The following is an 18,522-nucleotide window of genomic DNA, read 5'->3' as shown; positions in this document are numbered from 1 at the left end:
GGTTAGCGGCACGCTGTATCCCGCTATCCCGACACCAATTCGATCGCGGTGGCCCCTCGAGCGGCTTGGCCCCGGCACAGGTCGCCGGGGCTCAGCGGCAGCTCACACACCGTGCTCGGGCAGTGAGGCTTCACACCAGATCGCGGCGGCGGATCAGCCAGATGGTGGCGAGTACGAAGACCGCTGTGTAACTCACGAGTGCGATGACGGATTCGGTGCGGGTCAGGATGTCGAGCACGCCGGGCGTGGGCGCCGCATCGGTACTGCGCATCGCGCCCGCCAGCGAGCCCGCCGCGGTGCCGGGTAGCAGATCGGTGAACGCCTCGATCGGCGCGAAGATGCCCGCAACCCCGCGCAGCAGGTTTTCCACCACCAGCACCCAGACCAGCCCGAGACCGACGGCCAGCGCCGGACCGCGAGCGATGGCACCGATCAGCGCGCCGGCCAGCGTCCACATGCCCAGAATCAGGCTGCCGCTGACGATTCCGTCCAGCGAATGCCGCACCGACGGCAGCACCAGCGGTTGCGATTCACTAGTCGCGATCAGCGAAGCCACCCCCAGGTCCACCACGAACGCGACCACCACCAGCCCCACCACCACGACGGCCAGGCAGATCATCGTCCCGGTGATCGCGACGATCCGCGACGGGCCCTGGGTGAGCACGGTCTTCCAGGTGCCCCACCCGTAGCCGCTGCCGATGGTGAGCGCGCCGAGAATCAGCATCAATGCGCCACCGAACATGGCCATGCCCTGGGTGAAGACCTCCGGCACCGCCGCGGGCAGTAGTTGCTGGAGCAGTTGGTCTTTCGGCAATCCGTCCGACATCGCCGTTTGTTCGCCGGACCGGTAGGCCAGGTAGTTGAACAGGTAGGCGAAGGTGAGGTTCAACAGGATCCAGGTGCCCAGGATGATCCAGAACGCGGGCCATTTCGTCAGCCGCAGCCGTTCGGCCCGCACACTGGCCAGCAGATCCGTCATCGGCATGATGCGCATACTCATTGCACGGCCTCCAGACCGGTCATTTCGAAGAACACTTCCTCGAGGGATTTCTCGTCGACGCGAAGTTCGAGCAGGTCCGCGCCTGATTCGACGACCGCCCTGGCGATCTTGGGCGCCGCGTCGGCGCTCGCTTCCACCCGGATACCGGCCGCGGTCAGCATCGTCGGCTCACCGACCACGGCGCGGATCGCCGGGAAGGCCAGGTCGGCCGGTTCGGCGCGCACCAATAGCGATGCGGCGCCACGCAGTTCGGTTACCGTCGATTCGGCCAGTAATCGGCCGCCGGAAATGACGCCGACCCGGTGGCAGATCTCCTGTACCTCGCTGAGCATGTGGCTCGACAGCAGCACGGTGTGCCCGTCGGCGGCCAGATCGGTGATCAGCGACCGCATTTCCGCCATGCCGGCCGGGTCGAGGCCATTGGTCGGCTCGTCCAGAATCAGCAGGTCCGGGCGGCCGAGCAGGGCCGTACCCACGCCTAGTCGCTGCTTCATACCGAGCGAATAGGTGCGATAGCGGTCGGCGGCGCGGGCCGCCAGACCCACCCGCTCCAGCGCTTCGTCCACCTCGGCGCGGCCGAGCCCGCGATAACGGGCCATGACCAGCAGGTTGTCCCGGCCGGACAGGTACGGGTAGAAGCCCGGGCCCTCGATCAGCACACCGATGCGGCGGACCACCGCGGGATCGCCGGGCGCATGGCCCAGCACGGTGGCCGAGCCCGCGCTCGGTGCGATCAATCCGACGAGCATCCGCAACGTCGTCGTCTTACCTGCCCCGTTGGGCCCGAGGAAGCCGTAGATCTCGCCCGGCCGCACCCGCATATCCACCCGATCCACCGCGAGATGGGTGCCGTAGCGCTTGGTCAGCTCCGTGGTCCGCACGATCGAATCCGTCATGACCCAAACCCTCCTCGCCCCGCCCGCCGGTCACATCCGTCGCGCGACGCGGCTTCGGGTACGTCCGGTGTCGTACGGATCCAGGCCGGATGCGAGGGTGTGCACGGCGCGTATCCGGGAAATACGTGTCGGTACGGATGGATTCCGGCTACTGGGCGAATAGGGTGCATAAGGTGCGGGAGTTCGGGATGGCGGGTCGGGGCCTGGTCGGATGGGACTGGGGGGTGGCGCTTGTCGTCGCCGTGGTGCAGGTGATCGGCGGGCGCGGGGCCAACTTCGGACAGACCGGAGTACGCACCCTCGATGTCCTCGGCTACACGCTGTTGCTGGCGGGGCCGGTCGCGCTGCTGTTTCGCCGATATCAGCCGTATCCGGTCCTGCTGATCACGCTCGCTGTCTGCGTGAGCTACCTGTCGCTGGACTACGGGTACGGGCCGATCTTCCTGTCGCTGATCATCGCCTTCATCACCGCCGCCACCCGCGGATCGCGATGGTGGACCTATCCGCTGGTGCTGCTGGGCTACCTGTTGATGGTCTGGCCACTGCCCGCGCTGCTCGGCCGCCCCACCGAGGGCTGGCAGATCTTCGGGCTGATGGCGTGGCTGACGGTGCTGGTGGGCCTGGCCGAAGGCATTCGCCAGCGCGAGGCGGTGCTGGAGGCGCGCAGACAGCGGGCCGAAGCCGCCCGGCGCGACGAGGAAGCCCAGCGCAGGCGCCAGGCCAGTGAGGAACGGCTGGCCATCGCGCGGGAACTGCACGATGTGCTTGCCCACAGCCTGTCGCTGATCAATGTGCAGGCCTCGGTGGCGCTGGAACTGTTCGACAAGAAACCGGACCAAGCCGCGTCCGCACTCACCGCGATCAAGGGCGCGAGCAAGGACGCGCTGGCCGAGGTGCATACGCTGCTGCACACCATCCGCACCGGAAGCCCGGTCGGCGGCGAAGACGTCGACACCGAGCCGGAGGCGACGCCGGATCCGGATCAACGCGCGAGCCGGGGTCGCCGGCGCCGCGCGCGGGCCAGGCGCCGCCGCACCACGATGCCGGGAGCTGTGCCGACGCCTCGTTCGGAGGCTTCCACGGTCGACGGCCGCGAGCAGAGCCCGGCCGAACCCGAGGCCACCGAGACGCCCGAACAGCCCGCCGCCCCGCGCAGCCCGGCACCGAGCATCGCCGACCTGGACGACCTGCTACACCGCATCCGCGAAGCGGGCCTGACGGTGCACACCCGTGTACTCGGTACCGTCGCGCCGCTGCCCAGCGTCATCGATGTGGCGGCCGCCCGGATCATCCAGGAATCGCTGACCAACGTCGTCCGGCACGCGCCCGGCGCCGACGCCACCGTCACCATCCGCTACACCTCCGACTCGATCGACTTCACCATCGACAACACCCGCCCCACCAGCGCCCCCGTGCGCACCGGCACCACCGGCGGCAACGGAATCATCGGAATGCGGGAACGGGCCCACGCACTCGGCGGCGCGCTGACGGCCGGGCCCCGCCCCAGCGGAGGGTTCCGCGTAGCGGCGCGACTGCCGGTGCGACCAGTGGCGTCGAGCGAGCGTGCGGCCAACGGACGTGCGGGGGGCCGGGCTGATTTTGCCGCTGGACGCGCGGCGGAGCGGTCCGCAGCCGAGTCCGGTTCAGCGCGCAACACCGCGGGTCCGACGGGCAACACCGCAGGTCCGGCGGCGAGCCCTGCGCGTTCGGAGCCCGACGTTGCGGGGTCGCGGGGCGATGACGCGTCGGACCCTGGATCCTCGCCCGTGGGAGCGACACCGCCCGTTGGGCCGCGCAGCGCCATGAATTCCGCCAATGCCCGGGGCCGCGGACGGAATAAGGCCCAGATCGGCGGACCAGATGCCGAACCCCAAGGGACGCCCACCAGCCGACCTGCACGCAACGGCTCCCTGCCGCCGAGGGCCGACGAGAGCGACACGAACGACCAGACCGAGCCGGCTCCTGCTCGATCGCCCGGGCAGGTCACGGCGGCAGGCGCGGCCGAGCGCTCGGCAGCGGCAACCGCCGGCCGGGCAGCCACCAATGGCCGCACCGACGCCTCCGGCGCCCCGGGCGGAACGGAGCCCCGATGACGATCCGGGTGCTCGTCGCCGATGATCAGGCCCTGGTCCGTGGCGGGTTCGTGGCGCTGCTCGATGCACAGGACGGGATCGAGGTGGTCGGCGAAGCCGATAACGGTGAGCAGGCCGTGCGGATGACCCGGGCACTCGCGCCCGATGTGGTGCTGATGGATATCCGGATGCCGATTCTGGACGGTCTCGCCGCGACCCGCATGATCGCCGACGACCCGAAACTGGCGGAGGTGAAGGTGGTCGTGCTGACCACCTTCGAACTGGACGAATACGTCTTCGAGGCAATGCGTTCGGGCGCCACCGGTTTCCTGGTCAAGCACACCGAGCCCGCGGACCTGGTGCGTGCGGTCCGGGTGGTCGCGGCCGGTGACGCGCTGCTGTCCCCCGGCGTCACCCGCCGGCTGATCGCCGAATTCTCCGAGCACGCCAAACAGCCACCGCCCGCGACGTTTTCCGAACTCACCGACCGCGAACGCGAAGTACTCACCCTGGTGGCCGAGGGCCTCACCAATGCCGAAATCGGTGAACGGCTCTACATGAGCCCCGCCACCGCACGCACCCACGTCAGCCGCATCCTCACCAAGCTCAATGCCCGCGATCGCACCCAATTGGTAGTCCTGGCATACGAATCCGGCCTGGTGCGTCCGGGCTGGCAATGAAACCTGTCGGCGACCGGTGCTAACCTCGCGTTCGGAGGGAGACATTCGAACAAGGGGGTTGCCCGATGGGCATGATCGCATCATTCACCCGGCTGAGCCCAGCCGAACTCACGCAGTTGCGCCAGGCCGCAACCGCGGACGATAAATTCGACTACCTGTCCGATCTACCGCGCGCCGGCGAGCCCAGCGGCTATATCGACAAGTCCTGGGCCGCACTGCAATTCCTGCTCCTGCAGGCATGCAGCGACGTGGACCTGCTCTACCGCGACGACGTGCTCGATTCCACCGACGGGCTGTATGCGTGGTCCGCCGAACGGGTCGCCAGCACCGCCCGCGGCCTGCGCGAGACCTCGTTCAGCACGCTGGCCGAACGGTTCGATCCGGCACTCATGGACGGCACGGGCATCTACCCGTCGGGCATGTGGTCAACCGACCCGGACGCACTCGACTACCTACGCCACCACTACACGAACCTGGTGGAGTTCTTCCGGCACGCGGAATCGACCGGATCGGCCGCGGCCCTCCGGCTCGGCTGAAGGCGGCGATACTCGGCTGAGGGCCGGGACAAACGGAACGGGCCCGCCCCTAAGGGGACGGGCCCGTTTCTCGACTCGCGTATTACTCGCCGGAGGCGGCCTCGGTGGTGCCTTCGGCGGCGCCGGTCAGCACGACCTCGGGCTTGGCCTCGGCATCGCCCTTGGTCAGCTTCGCCTTACCGGCGAAGGTGAACTTGGCGTCCTCGCCGGAGCCCTCGCCGTCCCAGCCCTCGACGTCGACCGAGACGGTCTGGCCGGGGCCGATCTCGCCGAAGAGGATCTTCTCCGAGAGCTGGTCCTCGATCTCGCGCTGGATGGTGCGGCGCAGCGGCCGGGCACCGAGCACGGGGTCGAAACCACGCTTGGCCAGCAGCGACTTGGCGTTCGCGGACAGCTCCAGCGCCATGTCCTTGTTCTTCAGCTGCTTCTCGACACGGGCGATCATCAGATCCACCATCTCCACGATCTGCTCGGTGGTGAGCTGGTGGAAGACGATGACGTCGTCGATGCGGTTGAGGAACTCGGGCCGGAAGTGCTTCTTCAGCTCGTCGTTGACCTTGAGCTTCATCCGCTCGTAGTTCGAGCCCTCGGCGTTGGACTGGGAGAAGCCCAGGCCCACGGCCTTGGAGATGTCGGAGGTACCCAGGTTCGAGGTGAAGATCAGCACCGTGTTCTTGAAGTCGACGGTGCGACCCTGGCCGTCGGTGAGACGACCGTCCTCCAGGACCTGCAACAGGGTGTTGTAGATCTCCTGGTGCGCCTTCTCGATCTCGTCGAACAGCACCACCGAGAACGGCTTGCGGCGCACCTTCTCGGTGAGCTGGCCGCCCTCCTCGTAGCCGACGTAGCCCGGAGGGGCACCGAACAGCCGCGAGGCGGTGAAGCGGTCGTGGAACTCGCCCATGTCGATCTGGATGAGCGCGTCGTCGTCGCCGAACAGGAAGTTCGCCAGCGCCTTGGACAGCTCGGTCTTACCGACACCGGACGGGCCGGCGAAGATGAACGAGCCGGACGGACGCTTCGGGTCCTTCAGGCCGGCGCGAGTGCGGCGGATCGCCTTGGACACGGCCTTGACCGCGTCTTCCTGGCCGATGATCCGCTTGTGCAGCTCGTCCTCCATGCGGAGCAGACGGGTGGTCTCCTCCTCGGTGAGCTTGAAGACGGGGATACCGGTCCAGTTGGCCAGCACCTCGGCGATCTGCTCGTCGTCGACCTCGGCCACGACGTCCAGATCACCGGAGCGCCACTGCTTCTCGCGCTCGGCCCGCTTGGCGACGAGCTGCTTCTCCTTGTCGCGCAGGCGCGCGGCCTTCTCGAAGTCCTGCGCGTCGATGGCGCTTTCCTTCTCCCGGCGGGCGTCGGCGATCTTGTCGTCGAACTCACGCAGGTCGGGCGGCGCCGTCATCCGGCGGATGCGCATGCGCGCGCCCGCCTCGTCGATGAGGTCGATCGCCTTGTCCGGCAGGAACCGGTCGTTGATGTAGCGGTCGGCCAGCGTGGCGGCGGCCACCAGGGCACCGTCGGTGATGGAGACCCGGTGGTGCGCCTCGTAGCGGTCGCGCAGACCCTTGAGGATGTTGATGGTGTGCTCGACGGTCGGCTCGCCCACCTGGACCGGCTGGAACCGGCGCTCCAGGGCGGCGTCCTTCTCGATGTACTTGCGGTACTCGTCGAGGGTGGTGGCGCCGATGGTCTGCAGTTCACCGCGGGCCAGCTTCGGCTTCAGGATCGAGGCCGCGTCGATGGCGCCCTCGGCGGCACCCGCACCGACCAGCGTGTGCAGCTCGTCGATGAACAGGATGATGTCGCCGCGGGTGTTGATCTCCTTGAGCACCTTCTTCAGGCGCTCTTCGAAGTCACCGCGGTAGCGGCTGCCCGCGACCAGGGAACCCAGGTCGAGGGTGTAGAGCTGCTTGTCCTTGAGCGTTTCGGGGACCTCGCCGTTGACGATGGCCTGGGCCAGGCCCTCCACCACGGCGGTCTTACCGACACCGGGCTCGCCGATCAGCACCGGGTTGTTCTTGGTGCGGCGCGACAGCACCTGCATGACCCGCTCGATCTCCTTCGAGCGGCCGATGACCGGGTCGAGCTTGCCCTCGAGCGCGGCCTGGGTGAGGTTGCGGCCGAACTGGTCGAGCACCAGCGAGGTGGACGGGGTGCCCGTCTCACCGCGGGCGCCGGATTCCACCGGCTCCTTGCCCTGGTAACCCGACAGCAGCTGGATGACCTGCTGACGCACCCGGTTGAGATCGGCACCCAGCTTGACCAGCACCTGCGCTGCCACGCCCTCACCCTCGCGGATGAGGCCGAGCAGGATGTGCTCGGTGCCGATGTAGTTGTGGCCTAGTTGCAGGGCCTCGCGCAGGCTCAGCTCCAGCACCTTCTTGGCGCGCGGGGTGAACGGGATATGACCGGACGGGGCCTGCTGACCCTGGCCGATGATCTCCTCCACCTGGCTGCGCACGCCTTCCAGCGAAATGCCGAGCGACTCCAGCGACTTGGCCGCGACGCCCTCACCCTCGTGGATCAGCCCCAGCAGGATGTGCTCGGTGCCGATGTAGTTGTGGTTGAGCATCCGGGCCTCTTCTTGGGCCAGGACAACGACACGCCTCGCGCGGTCGGTGAACCTCTCGAACATCGCTCCCTCACTCTCCTGCTCCGACATTCTGGCAACAGACGCCGCAGTGTGCTGTCGAACAAACTGGGCGCCGAACCCGACGAACCTAGCCGTCAGCCTGCCATGAAGCCCGGGGGTTGCGGCCCCCGCCTCCACTCTAGTTGGCGGAGGATTCCGCCGCCGCCGGTCCACCTTATTGCCGACCGGTGGCAGCACGGTCATTCACTCATAACGTGGCTGTTCCAGGTTTCGTTTCCGATGCGGTTTTGCCCTGAGCGAACACCGCTGATCGGCGGCCGATACCGGGCTCAGCCGGTGAACGGCGCCACGAAATGGCACGGAACTTCCCGGGGATGGGCAGGGTCGAGGGCGTTGAGCACGTGCGCCGCGGCCCGCGGGCTGCCCGCGATGCCGAGGTGTTCGGAGTAGTCCTGGGCGCAGCCGTCCTGGACGACGATATTGGTGACGCCCGGCCCCGGTGCCACCGCCGAGGTATAGGGCACCACGATCTCCTCCAGATTGCCCACAATATTGGTGTAGGTGACGTCCGGGTGGTAGATCCCGTCGGCGTTGAGTTCGGCCAGGAACGGGCCGCCCGCGGGCATCTGCGCGCAGGCCAGGCACGGGATCGAGTTCCAGGCCTCGCCCAGCCCCATCGCGCGGGCGAAGGCGGCGACGTCGGCCATGCCGAAGGCGGTGGTGCCGAGCCAGGGCACCGCGAGGGAGACGAGCTTGTCGACCTTGGCGGCGCCGCCGAGGCGCTTGACGAAGTAGTTGCCGACCAGCCCGCCCTGCGAGTGGGCGACGATGTCGACCCGCTCGGCACCGGTGGCGGCGAGCACCCGGTCGACGAAGGCACCGAACTCGGCGGCGTTGTCCGGGATCGGCATCATGCCGCCGAGCGCCGACAGCGGCCAGGGCAGGTCATAGGCGCCGTAAGTGAGCGAGTAGACGCAGTAGCCCTCGTTGGCCAGCAGCGCGACGTAGGTGCCCCAGTTGGTCTGCGCCCCGCCGCCGGTGCCGTGGGCCAGCACCACCGGGTTCGGATGCTCGGCGCTGGGCCGGCAGGACCAGTCGTTGGAGCCGGGCAGCGAACCGCCGGGGTTGGTCAGTTCGCCCGGGATGCCTGCGAAGAAGTTGTAGACGATCGGATACCGCTCGGCCTGGGCCGCTCCCGCCGAGCTGATCCACAGCGCGGCGAGGACGGCGACGATGACGGCGGTGGCGGGTGCTCGGCGCATATCCCCTCCCATTTCTGAAACGCGTTACAGGAGGGTACGTAGCGACCAGGGCCGATGGGGTCGTTACTGACGGGTAAGTTATGAAACGAGTTCCACTCAGGCCGGCGCCTGGGCCACCGCGACACCCGGCTGCGCGGGCAGGGCGGCGGCATCGTCGCGGCCCTGCTGCAACCCCGCGGTGAACAGCGCGCCCGTCAGCACCACGAACGCCAGCGTGTGCAGCACGGCGCGCACGATATTCCAACGCACCCAAGCGGATTCGAACTCCGCGCGCACCGCCGCCGGATCGGCGATGGCGGCCGGATCACCCGCAGCCATCAGCTGATCGTTGAGCGGGACGTTGAGCGCGATCGTGACCGCAAACGCAATCACGTTGAGTACCAATCCGATTGCGATCCACAGCAGCGTCATCCGCCGGTCCGCGCCCAGATGCAGCAGCGCCGCCAGCGCGGTGAAGCCCACCGTGCCGAGGAACCCGATCATGAAGGCGGGGTTGATGATCACGACATTGATCTTCTGCATGGTCTCGATCAGCGCGCGGTCGTCCATCCGGGCCAGCGCGGGCATCACCGAGATCGCGTACGCGTAGAACACACCCGCGATCAGCCCGGTCGCCACCGTTGCCAGCACCAGTGCGGCGATTCGCCCAACCGACATGATCCGCTCCCATCCGTCGACCGCCTCGGCGGTGCATAGCCCCTGGGCGTGGACCCGAGGGGTTGGAGCATCGCGCTCCGTTGACCCCTTCGAGTCAACAGCGCGCGGGCCGCCGGAACCATCGCTGAGACGCTCACGCCCATCAGCGAGCGTCTACCGCCCGCCTACAGGTCGCGATCGGAGATGAGCCCGCTCTGCATGGCCAAGGCGGCCAGCCGGACGCGTTTCTGGTTCTGCGGCAGATCCTCGACCCCGAATTTGGCGAACAGCGCGCGCAGATGGGTCTTGATCGCGTCGACGCTGAGAAACAATTCCTCGGCGATCTGCTGATTGGAGGCCGGGGTGGCGAAGCCGGCGCCGTGTTTGTAGGGCCGGCACAGCGCGACCAGCACCGCGCGCTGGGTCTCGGTGAGCGAGCGGGCGGTGGGAATGGTTCCGGTGGAGGCGCGGGTGGCGTCGTCGGCGACGGCGCCGAATTCGTGGAAGGCGACCAGCGAGGTGCCGACCCGGATGCGGTCGCCCGCCATCAGCCGACGCCGGCCGACCAGGCGTTCGCCGTTGACGAAGGTGCCGTTGCGGGACAGGCCGTCGTCGACGATGGTCCACTGGGCGCCCAGGTATTCGACGGCGGCGTGCAGCCGGGACACCTCGGCATCCCAGCGCAGGGACAGATCGGCATGGGTGGAGCGGCCGATGGTGACGCGTGGATGACCGGGATCGAGCATGAGCTCGTGCCGATGCCCCTCGGCGTCGGTGTACCGCAGAATTGATCCGACGAAAGCTGTCACGACGTCATGACCCCAGCTCGACGGGATGACACGACTGGGCTGGATACGGCGCTGCGCACAGATCCATGGTGCCGTGCCTCGGCCACTACGAACAAGGCTGCCGCCGGGGCGTCGCACGATTCGCCCGGCGGCAGCCGAAAATTGCGACTAGCTCTTGGCGGCTTTGTTGTAAGCCTCGGTGATGTCGGCCGAGATACGCCCCCGGGCGTGCACCTTGTGCCCATTACGGCGAGCCCACTCACGAATTGCCGCGGTTTGTTCGCGGTCCATCGGAACACGGCTCTTGGTGGTACCCCCGGTGGTGGACGCGGCCTTCACCCGACGCCGGCCACTCACCCGCCGAGCGTTGGCAACCCACTGCTCCATCTCTTCCCGCAGCTTGGCCGCATTTGCCGCCGACAGGTCGATCTCGTACGACACACCATCGATACCGAACTCGATGGTCTCGTCCGCGATGGACTCACCGTCGACATCGTCGATCAGGCTTACGGTGACCTTCTTTGCCATGAGATGAACGTCCTCTCGAAATCGTGCGACCCGCATACTAGGCCGATTGCCCGAGGCAAGAATACCTCTAATTCGAAAAATTCCAAGACGAGCTACAGGCGTGCAATCGACCGCTCAGCGAGCGGCCGGACGCACAATTGGGAAGAGTATCGTTTCCCGGATTCCCAAACCGGTGAGGGCCATCAACAAGCGATCGATTCCCATACCGGTTCCGGTGGTCGGCGGCATACCGTGTTCCATCGCGGCGAGGAAGTCCTCGTCGAGCACCATGGCCTCGTCGTCACCGGCCGCGGCCAGCCGGGCCTGGTCGACGAAGCGTTCGCGCTGAATCACCGGATCCACCAACTCCGAATAGCCGGTGGCCAACTCGAACCCGCGCACATACAGGTCCCACTTCTCGGTGACACCGGACTTGTCGCGATGCTGCCTGGTCAGCGGAGAAGTCTCGACCGGGAAGTCACGCACGAATGTGGGCGCGTACAACTTGTCGCCGTACTGGTGCTCCCATAGTTCCTCGACCAGTTTGCCGTGGCCGTAGCCCTTGCCTTCCGGAATTTCCAAACCGACCCGTTCGGCCAGCGCCAGTAATTCCGGAATCGTTGTTTCCGGCGTGACCTCCACACCCAGAGAGTCCGACAGCGAGGGATACATCTCAACGGTCGCCCACTCGCCCCGAAGGTCATATTCGGTGCCGTCGGCGAGGGTCACCACCTGGGTGCCGAAGGCTTCCTCGGCGACTTCTTGGATCAATTCCCGGATCATGCGCGCCGAGTCGTCATAGGTGCCGTATGCCTGATACGTCTCCAGCATCGCGAACTCCGGCGAATGCGTGGAGTCGGCGCCCTCGTTGCGGAAGTTGCGATTGATCTCGAACACCCGCTCGAGCCCGCCGACGACGCAGCGCTTGAGGAACAACTCCGGCGCAATACGCAGGAACAAGTCCATATCGAGGGCATTGGAATGGGTGACGAACGGCCGGGCCGCGGCGCCGCCGTGCAGGGTCTGCAACATGGGCGTCTCGACCTCGAGGAATCCGCGCTTTTCCAGCGCGTTGCGCAGCGCGCGCACCACCGCGACCCTGGTGCGGGCCATCTGCCGGGCCTCCGGGCGCACGATCAGGTCGACGTAGCGCTGGCGGACCCGCGATTCCTCGTTCATCTCCTTGTGCGCGACCGGCAGCGGGCGCAGCGACTTGGCCGCCATGCTCCACTCGTCGGCCATCACGCTCAATTCGCCGGTCCGCGAGGAGATGACCTCGCCGTGCACGAAGACGAAATCGCCGAGGTCGACATCGGACTTCCAGGCCGCGAGCGCGTCGGCGCCGACACCGTTGAGGCTGATCATGGCCTGCAATTTGGTGCCGTCGCCCTCCTGGAGGGTGGCAAAGCACAGCTTGCCGGTATTGCGCATGAAGATCACCCGGCCTGCCACGCCGACGATGGCGCCGGTCTGGGTATCGGGCGCCAGGTCCGGATATTCGGCGCGGATCTCGGCCAGCGTATGGGTGCGCGGCACCACCACCGGATACGCCTGCCCGCCCTCGGCCAGCAGGCGCTCCCGCTTCTCCCGGCGAATCCGCATCTGCTCCGGCACGTCGTCGACGTCGACGGGGCGATTGGCGCGGCCCGCGGGAGCCGAGGCCGCGGAGCTGCCGGTGGAAGGGGAGTTGGGGGTGCTCACGTTGAACTACCCTAGCGTGCACCGGAAACCGTTTCGCGTCCCGCCCGGCCCAGTTGACCCGCTGCTCCCGGCCCGGCTGAGGTGGGTATTTCTACAGCGAGGCGAGCGCGGCGACCTCGCGAGCGAAATGCGGGGCGCGCGAGGCCACGGTGAGCATTCCGGCCGCCTTGAGCGCCTGGTAGCCGCCGACCAGGTCGGTGGCCCGGTGCAGGCCCAATTGCTGCAATGAGGCGGCGGCCAGGCTGGAGGTGTAGCCCTCCGAGCACAGCACGATCCATTCCACGTCGTGGTCGGTGGCCAGCGCCAGCCGGGCCGAGCTGGACGGGTCCAGCCGCCATTCCAGGACATTGCGTTCGATCACCAGGGCGCCGGGCATGGTGCCTTCGCGAATTCGCTGCGCTTGCGGGCGGATGTCGACCAGAATCGCGCCGCGCTCGAGCGCCTGTGGCAATTCGAAGGCGTACAGCCGGCGCAACTGCGAGCGCGCGGTGTCGAGCATCTGGTCGATGGTCTGCGGGCTCATCACATATCACCTTCGGGCTGGTCGGTGAGGACGGTGCGGGTACGGCGCAGGCCGCCGTGGCCGGTGAGTTCGTAATAGGACATGGCCGTCAGCGGCGGGGAGTAGGCGTGCACGCTCAGCGTCGGGTCCAGCGGCCCGACCGAGTCGGCGACCGAGACCGGCACGTCGATGCCCGCGGGCGGCTCGGGCGCGCGTACCACGTCGTGCACCCAGCCGATCGGGAACGAGGCCTGATCGCCCGCCACCAGCGTGCGGTGGCGCAATTCGGTTCCGTTCCAACGGTATTCCGACAGCGCACCGCTCAGGACGGTGAGCGCGCCGATGGAACCGGCGTGGTCGTGCAGTTCGGTGTGGCGGTCCGGGGTCCAGCTGATCAGCCACACATCGACCTCGTCGTCGGACAGCAGGCGAGTGGCCCAGCGTTCCTCGGTCGGCCACCGCCCGTCGGCGGGCAGCAGGTGGTCGTAGCGGCCGGCCAGCACGTCTTCGGCGCCCTCGTCGGTGAGCCGGAGCAGATCGGCCGGGCGCAGCCGGGTGGGCAGCGCGGGCGCGACCGGACGGGTCGGTACCGGGTTGGCGGCGCGCGCGCTCAGCGTGCGGGCGTCACGTGCGGAAGGAAGGGAAAGAACAGAAGAACGCATGAGCGAATCTCCAGGAGGTGTGCAACGGTCGAGGACTTGACGAATGCCTCGAACGGTCGAGGCAGGTTAGCCTCGACAACACTCCTGGGTGCTCACGCGGGAATACACGTCGATGAGTGTAGCAGGCGCATCGGCGACGGGCCGATGACCTGCCCCACAGTGCTCAGCTCCGGCGGTTGCGCTGATTGCGTTCGTAGACCAGGCGCAGGCCGGTCAGCGTCAGCCGGGGTTCGTGATGGTCGATGGTCTCCGATTCCGGCACGATCAGCGGGGCGCCGGCACCGGTGGCCACCACCGCGACGTCATCGCCTGCGAAGGCGTCCACGTCGTCGCGGATGCGGTCGACCAGGCCGTCCACCAGACCGGCGAAGCCGAACACGGCGCCGGACTGAATGCACTCCACGGTGTTCTTGCCGACCACCGAACGTGGGCGGGCCAGCTCAACCCGGCGCAGCGCGGCCCGTTCGATGAGCGCCTCGGTGGAGATCTCCACACCCGGCGCGAGCACGCCGCCGAGGAACTCGCCCTTGGCCGAGACCAGGTCGACGCAGGTCGAGACGCCGAAATCGATGACGATGGCGGCGGTGGCGAACTTGTCGTAGGCGGCGAGGCTGTTCACGATCCGGTCCGCGCCGACTTCCTTCGGATTGTCGACCAGCAGCGGAATGCCGGTCCGCACACCGGGTTCCACCACCACATGCGGAACGTGATTCCAGTACCGCTCCAGCATCAGCCGCAGCTCGCGCAGCACCGGCGGCACGGTGGACAGCGCCGCGACGCCGATCACCTCGTCCACATGAGCGCCGACCAGCCCGCGCACCTGCATGGCGAATTCGTCGGCGGTCAGCAGCGGATTGGTGTGAATGCGCCAGTGCCGCGCCAGTTTCGCGTGCGCGCCGCTGCCGGAGAACAGCCCGAGCTCGATGCTGGTGGTGCGGACGTCGATCGTCAGCAGCATGTGCCGATCCTTCTCCTCCCCCGCGCTCGTCAGACGAACGACAGGTCGCGCGGGGTGAGGAGGCCCGAGCCCTCGGGGGCGTGCGCCGGATCGGAACCGAGATCGACCGGACGGTTACGGTCGTCGACGAAGACGACCTTCGGCGAGTACTCCTTCAGCTCCTGCTCGTCCATCATCCCGTAGGCGATCAGGATGACCAGATCGCCGGGATGCACGAGGTGGGCCGCCGCGCCGTTGATCCCGATGACGCCCGAACCGCGCTCACCGGCGATCACGTAGGTCTCGAGGCGGGCGCCGTTGTCGATGTCGACGATGCAGACCTGCTCGCCTTCGAGCAGATCGGCGGCGTCGAGCAGATCCTGGTCGACGGTCACCGAGCCGACGTAGTGCAGATCGGCGTGGGTCACCGTGGCGCGGTGGATCTTCGACTTCATCATGGTGCGCAACATCGTCGTCGCCTTCCTATACCGATACCTGGGCGGGCGGGGTGCTGGGGTTGGGGTGGCCGTCGATCGTGGCGCCGAGGACCACCGGCATGTTGTCGATCAGCCGGGTGGCGCCGACCTTGGCCGCGATCAGCAACCGGGCATTGCCGGCGGCGGGGGCGACATCGAGGTTCGACGAACGCAGTTCGAGATAGTCGAGGTCGAGGCCGGGCACCGCGTCGAGGACCGCGCGGGCGGCGGCCAGCACCGATTCGGGACCGGCCCCGGCGGCGCGGGCGCCCGCGATCAGGGCCGCCGACAGGGCCGTGGCGGTTTCGCGCTGCTGCGGATCGAGGTAGCGGTTGCGCGAGGACAGCGCCAGTCCGTCGGCTTCGCGCACGGTGGGCACGGCGACGATGGAGACGTCGAAGTTCAGATCGCGCACCATCTGCCGGATGAGGGTGAGCTGCTGATAGTCCTTCTCGCCGAAGAACGCCTCGTTCGGCTTGGCGATCTGGAGCAGCTTGGCCACCACGGTCAGCATGCCGGCGAAATGGGTGGGGCGAGTGCCGCCCTCGAGTTCGGCGCCGAGCGGGCCGGGGTGGACGGTGGTGCGCGGGCCGTCGGGATACATTTCCGCCACGCTCGGCGCGAAGACGATGTCGACGCCCTCGGCGCGCAGCAGTTCCACATCGGCGTCGAGGGTGCGCGGGTACTTGTCCAGATCCTCGTTCGCGCCGAATTGCAACGGGTTGACGAAGATCGAGACGATCACCACGGTGTTGGTGTGCTTGGCGCGGCGCACCAGCTCGAGATGGCCCTCGTGCAGCGCGCCCATGGTCGGCACCAGCCCGACCGAACGGCCGACACCGCGCAGTGCCTTGGCCACCGCGCCGACCACTGCCGGGTCGTGCAGCACATTCAATTCGCCGGGCTTATAAGCGCCGCGAAGTTTCGGATCCATCATCGACGCTCCTCCAGCAGTTCGATCAGGGCGGCATCGGAATCGACCCGCTCGGCGGTGCGCAACGACAGCGCGCGATAGCTCGCGGCGAGGCGCGGATCGAGCTCGTCGAGTGTGCGCAGGTGCGCGGCGACGGCGTCGGCGTCACCCCGGGCGACCGGACCGGTCAGCGCGGACTGGCCGCGGCGCAGGGCATTGTCGAGGGCGGCCGAGGCCAGCGGGGCCAGCAGCCGTTCGGCCAAGCCGCCGGGCTGATCGTCGACCAGCTGCTGGCCGAGCAGACCGGGCCCGTCCAGGGCGGCGCGCAGCGCGGCGACGGCGTCGACGATCACCGTGACCAGGTGATTGCTGCCGTGCGCGAGGGCGGCGTGATAGAGCGTGCGGTGCTCCTCGGCGACCCGCACCGGCTCCCCGCCCATCTCGATGACCAGCGACTGCGCGATGGCGTAGCCGATCTCGTCGGCGGCGGTGATACCGAAACAGGAGTTGGCCAGCCGGGCCAGATCCTCGTCGTGGCCGGTGAAGGTCATGGCCGGGTGAATGGCGAGCGGGCGGGCGCCGAGTTCGGTCAGCGGCGCCAGCACGCCGACGCCGTTCGCGCCGGAGGTGTGCGCGACGAGGGTGCCGGGCCGCACGACTGCGGCGGAGGCCAGGCCGCGGACCAGGCCGGCCAGTTCGCTGTCGGGCACGGCGAGGATCAGCAGTTCGCTGCTGGCGGCGACCTCTTCGACCGGCAGGATCCTGGACTCGGGCAGGCGGGTGCGCGCGCGATGCACCGACGCGTCGGAGATCGCGGACACACCGAACACCACATGTCCGGCGCGTTCCAACGCGACGCCGAAGGCCGAACCCACGCGTCCCGCCGAGACGATTCCTACCGTCAGTCGTGCAGGCGCGGGATCGGGTCCCGACGCGGCGTTGCCAGAATTCACGCTTGGCGAGGTCAACAGTGTCCTCTCGGATGTCGTTCCAGTCCCGCTCGGCGGGTACCAGACGTTACGTCACGAGAATATGGGCAACCCCCGCCATGCGCCATGGCCGGGCCCCGTGATCTACACCGCAGTCAGCTCGACCGGTCGGCCTGCTCCGATTGCAGATTCGCCATGATCTCGGCCACCGACAGACGCTTGGACGAGGAGTCACCGGACTCCGATTCGGCCCGCCGGCGACGCCGTGAGCTGGCCGAACCGAACGTCGGGCCGGATTGGGCGGGCCGGCTGGACGAGCCGGTGGTTGCCGATGCGGGATCGCCGGCCGAGCCGGAATCCGCGGACTGCGCGGATGCGGCGGCGGGCTCTGCGGACTCGGGGGCGGGAGCCGGTGGGGCGGTTGCGGGAGTCGCCGCTTGGACTGTGGACGTCGCCTCCTGAGCCGGCGCCGATTCAGCGGAGGCCGGCGCAGCCGGAAACCACTCCGAGGACCACTGTGTGCCGGATACCGGCGGGGCGGGCGGGCCGACGATGTCCCGTTCGGCGAACTCGGGCGGGGTGGGCGGGCCGACCAGCGGCTGTTGCGTGCTCGCCGAGGCGACCAAGGGAGCGGTGGCGTCGTCGGGCGCGGGCGGCCCGACCAGCGGTCCCGCAGCGGCCGAGGCGCCCCACGGCGCGGTGGCGTCGGCGGGGGCAGGCGGCCCGACCAGCGGTGACTGCCCAGCAGCCGAGGCGGCCCAGGGGACGTCGTCGTCGGGCTCGGGTGGAGTCTCGGCGAACGCGTCGGCCCAGCCGGTCGTCGTGCCGAACGGATCGACGGGCTTGCCGTTGGTGGCGGAGCTCGCGGCGGCGCCGTCCTCGTCGCGGTCGAGGGTGATGATCGAGGTCTCGGCCGTGACCGGGTCGTCGAAGGGGCTGGCGAAGACCGGGGGCTGCGGATGATCGGTGTCGTAGACGGGGGTCACCGAATCGCGGGGCAGCTGCGGGCCGGCCCAGCCGTCGGCATTCGCCGAGTTAACGTTCGCCGAACCGGTCGGTCGGCCGGTGAGTTCTTGGACGCGCACGGCGTCGGCGCGCAGGGCGGGGCGATCCATCGGCAGATCGCCGTCGAAGAGCCGTTGCAGGCTCTGGCGCAGCACCGTCAGCTCGGCGCGCAGGGCGGCCATCTCGGCGGCGTCGGCGCCGACTTCCTGCCGGACGCGGGCCTCGACGCCGAGCTCGTATTCGCGCCGGGCCGAGATCTCGCGGTCGAGCTGGAGTTCGTAGACCTTTTGCAGGTCACGGACCTTCGCCTTGTCGACGGTCGACTCCTTGCGGTACTTGGTCGCGGCCAGCGCGCCGAGCACGGCCGCCCAGAGCGCGGCGACCAAGCCGATCCGAATAAATTGCACACTATCGCTGAAAATCA

The 18,522-nt window shown here is 68.3% G+C and carries 18 protein-coding genes; 3 read left to right on the top strand and 15 right to left on the bottom strand.

Going from position 1 to position 18,522, the window contains the following annotated elements:
• Nucleotides 1–130: 130 nt before the first annotated feature.
• Nucleotides 131–1,000 (bottom strand): ABC transporter permease subunit, encoded by an 870-nt coding sequence (locus tag NOCYR_RS02190; protein WP_014348725.1) that lies wholly within the window; start codon nucleotides 998–1,000, stop codon nucleotides 131–133.
• The gene (locus tag NOCYR_RS02185) at nucleotides 997–1,896 is read right to left on the bottom strand and encodes an ABC transporter ATP-binding protein (protein WP_014348724.1); all 900 of its coding nucleotides are present in this window, start codon (nucleotides 1,894–1,896) and stop codon (nucleotides 997–999) included. The genes NOCYR_RS02190 and NOCYR_RS02185 overlap by 4 nt, the downstream gene beginning before the upstream one ends.
• A gap of 188 nt (nucleotides 1,897–2,084) precedes the next feature.
• On the opposite strand from NOCYR_RS02185, the gene NOCYR_RS02180 reads away from it, so the two are divergent.
• The 3 genes from NOCYR_RS02180 to NOCYR_RS02170 all read left to right on the top strand — a co-directional run bounded on the left by NOCYR_RS02180 (nucleotide 2,085) and on the right by NOCYR_RS02170 (nucleotide 5,184).
• Nucleotides 2,085–3,989 (top strand): histidine kinase, encoded by a 1,905-nt coding sequence (locus NOCYR_RS02180; protein WP_148280505.1) that lies wholly within the window; start codon nucleotides 2,085–2,087, stop codon nucleotides 3,987–3,989.
• On the top strand, nucleotides 3,986–4,648 hold the full coding sequence (locus NOCYR_RS02175; RefSeq protein WP_014348722.1) for a response regulator transcription factor: 663 nt from the start codon (nucleotides 3,986–3,988) through the stop codon (nucleotides 4,646–4,648). Before NOCYR_RS02180 ends, NOCYR_RS02175 begins: the two co-directional genes overlap by 4 nt.
• 65 nt (nucleotides 4,649–4,713) lie before the next feature.
• Nucleotides 4,714–5,184, top strand: a complete 471-nt coding sequence (locus NOCYR_RS02170) for a YfbM family protein (RefSeq protein ID WP_014348721.1) — start codon at nucleotides 4,714–4,716, stop codon at nucleotides 5,182–5,184.
• 82 nt (nucleotides 5,185–5,266) lie between these two features.
• Here NOCYR_RS02170 and NOCYR_RS02165 read toward each other — a convergent pair whose 3' ends face one another.
• From NOCYR_RS02165 to NOCYR_RS27845, 13 genes are all read right to left on the bottom strand, one after another.
• On the bottom strand, nucleotides 5,267–7,822 hold the full coding sequence (locus tag NOCYR_RS02165; RefSeq protein WP_048833856.1) for an ATP-dependent Clp protease ATP-binding subunit: 2,556 nt from the start codon (nucleotides 7,820–7,822) through the stop codon (nucleotides 5,267–5,269).
• A 287-nt stretch (nucleotides 7,823–8,109) separates the two neighbouring features.
• Nucleotides 8,110–9,042 (bottom strand): esterase/lipase family protein, encoded by a 933-nt coding sequence (locus NOCYR_RS02160; RefSeq protein ID WP_014348719.1) that lies wholly within the window; start codon nucleotides 9,040–9,042, stop codon nucleotides 8,110–8,112.
• A 96-nt stretch (nucleotides 9,043–9,138) separates the two neighbouring features.
• Nucleotides 9,139–9,699 carry a DUF1772 domain-containing protein gene (locus NOCYR_RS02155; protein ID WP_014348718.1) on the bottom strand — a complete coding sequence of 187 codons (561 nt, stop codon included), beginning with the start codon at nucleotides 9,697–9,699 and terminating at the stop codon, nucleotides 9,139–9,141.
• A gap of 164 nt (nucleotides 9,700–9,863) precedes the next feature.
• The gene (locus NOCYR_RS02150; RefSeq protein WP_048832646.1) at nucleotides 9,864–10,487 is read right to left on the bottom strand and encodes an FHA domain-containing protein; all 624 of its coding nucleotides are present in this window, start codon (nucleotides 10,485–10,487) and stop codon (nucleotides 9,864–9,866) included.
• A 147-nt stretch (nucleotides 10,488–10,634) separates the two neighbouring features.
• On the bottom strand, nucleotides 10,635–10,994 hold the full coding sequence (locus tag NOCYR_RS02145) for a histone-like nucleoid-structuring protein Lsr2 (RefSeq protein ID WP_014348716.1): 360 nt from the start codon (nucleotides 10,992–10,994) through the stop codon (nucleotides 10,635–10,637).
• A 114-nt stretch (nucleotides 10,995–11,108) separates the two neighbouring features.
• The gene (lysS, locus tag NOCYR_RS02140) at nucleotides 11,109–12,575 is read right to left on the bottom strand and encodes a lysine--tRNA ligase (protein ID WP_048833855.1); all 1,467 of its coding nucleotides are present in this window, start codon (nucleotides 12,573–12,575) and stop codon (nucleotides 11,109–11,111) included.
• Between the two features lie 190 nt (nucleotides 12,576–12,765).
• A complete protein-coding gene (locus tag NOCYR_RS02135; RefSeq protein ID WP_014348714.1) occupies nucleotides 12,766–13,197 on the bottom strand; it encodes a rhodanese-like domain-containing protein in 432 nt (143 codons plus the stop codon).
• A complete protein-coding gene (locus NOCYR_RS02130) occupies nucleotides 13,197–13,838 on the bottom strand; it encodes a cysteine dioxygenase (RefSeq protein ID WP_014348713.1) in 642 nt (213 codons plus the stop codon). The genes NOCYR_RS02135 and NOCYR_RS02130 overlap by 1 nt, the downstream gene beginning before the upstream one ends.
• Nucleotides 13,839–14,001: 163 nt before the next feature.
• Complete coding sequence (locus NOCYR_RS02125) at nucleotides 14,002–14,796, bottom strand: type III pantothenate kinase (RefSeq protein WP_014348712.1); 795 nt, start codon at nucleotides 14,794–14,796, stop codon at nucleotides 14,002–14,004.
• 29 nt (nucleotides 14,797–14,825) lie between these two features.
• Nucleotides 14,826–15,245 (bottom strand): aspartate 1-decarboxylase, encoded by a 420-nt coding sequence (gene panD / locus NOCYR_RS02120; protein ID WP_014348711.1) that lies wholly within the window; start codon nucleotides 15,243–15,245, stop codon nucleotides 14,826–14,828.
• Between the two features lie 13 nt (nucleotides 15,246–15,258).
• Nucleotides 15,259–16,188 carry a pantoate--beta-alanine ligase gene (gene panC, locus NOCYR_RS02115; RefSeq protein WP_014348710.1) on the bottom strand — a complete coding sequence of 310 codons (930 nt, stop codon included), beginning with the start codon at nucleotides 16,186–16,188 and terminating at the stop codon, nucleotides 15,259–15,261.
• Complete coding sequence (locus NOCYR_RS02110; RefSeq protein WP_048832644.1) at nucleotides 16,185–17,117, bottom strand: Rossmann-like and DUF2520 domain-containing protein; 933 nt, start codon at nucleotides 17,115–17,117, stop codon at nucleotides 16,185–16,187. Before NOCYR_RS02110 ends, panC begins: the two co-directional genes overlap by 4 nt.
• 131 nt (nucleotides 17,118–17,248) lie before the next feature.
• On the bottom strand, nucleotides 17,249–18,484 hold the full coding sequence (locus NOCYR_RS27845; protein WP_014348708.1) for a DUF6779 domain-containing protein: 1,236 nt from the start codon (nucleotides 18,482–18,484) through the stop codon (nucleotides 17,249–17,251).
• Nucleotides 18,485–18,522: the final 38 nt, after the last annotated feature.

Source organism: Nocardia cyriacigeorgica GUH-2, assembly GCF_000284035.1.
In the GTDB taxonomy this organism is placed as follows: Bacteria; Actinomycetota; Actinomycetes; order Mycobacteriales; family Mycobacteriaceae; genus Nocardia; species Nocardia cyriacigeorgica_B.
This window is presented reverse-complemented; position numbering and strand designations above follow the sequence as displayed.

Bases quoted from the DNA above. Each gene is read 5' to 3' on its own strand.
- NOCYR_RS02155 (WP_014348718.1), bottom strand. From the start codon at position 9,699: ATGTCGGTTGGGCGAATCGCCGCACTGGTGCTGGCAACGGTGGCGACC.
- NOCYR_RS02190 (WP_014348725.1), bottom strand. From the start codon at position 1,000: ATGAGTATGCGCATCATGCCGATGACGGATCTGCTGGCCAGTGTGCGG.
- NOCYR_RS02125 (WP_014348712.1), bottom strand. From the start codon at position 14,796: ATGCTGCTGACGATCGACGTCCGCACCACCAGCATCGAGCTCGGGCTG.
- NOCYR_RS02180 (WP_148280505.1), top strand. From the start codon at position 2,085: ATGGCGGGTCGGGGCCTGGTCGGATGGGACTGGGGGGTGGCGCTTGTC.
- lysS (WP_048833855.1), bottom strand. From the start codon at position 12,575: ATGCGGATTCGCCGGGAGAAGCGGGAGCGCCTGCTGGCCGAGGGCGGG.
- NOCYR_RS02160 (WP_014348719.1), bottom strand. From the start codon at position 9,042: ATGCGCCGAGCACCCGCCACCGCCGTCATCGTCGCCGTCCTCGCCGCG.
- NOCYR_RS02185 (WP_014348724.1), bottom strand. From the start codon at position 1,896: ATGACGGATTCGATCGTGCGGACCACGGAGCTGACCAAGCGCTACGGC.
- NOCYR_RS02165 (WP_048833856.1), bottom strand. From the start codon at position 7,822: ATGTTCGAGAGGTTCACCGACCGCGCGAGGCGTGTCGTTGTCCTGGCC.
- NOCYR_RS02135 (WP_014348714.1), bottom strand. From the start codon at position 13,197: ATGAGCCCGCAGACCATCGACCAGATGCTCGACACCGCGCGCTCGCAG.
- NOCYR_RS02170 (WP_014348721.1), top strand. From the start codon at position 4,714: ATGGGCATGATCGCATCATTCACCCGGCTGAGCCCAGCCGAACTCACG.
- NOCYR_RS02175 (WP_014348722.1), top strand. From the start codon at position 3,986: ATGACGATCCGGGTGCTCGTCGCCGATGATCAGGCCCTGGTCCGTGGC.
- NOCYR_RS02130 (WP_014348713.1), bottom strand. From the start codon at position 13,838: ATGCGTTCTTCTGTTCTTTCCCTTCCTTCCGCACGTGACGCCCGCACG.
- panC (WP_014348710.1), bottom strand. From the start codon at position 16,188: ATGATGGATCCGAAACTTCGCGGCGCTTATAAGCCCGGCGAATTGAAT.
- panD (WP_014348711.1), bottom strand. From the start codon at position 15,245: ATGTTGCGCACCATGATGAAGTCGAAGATCCACCGCGCCACGGTGACC.
- NOCYR_RS02145 (WP_014348716.1), bottom strand. From the start codon at position 10,994: ATGGCAAAGAAGGTCACCGTAAGCCTGATCGACGATGTCGACGGTGAG.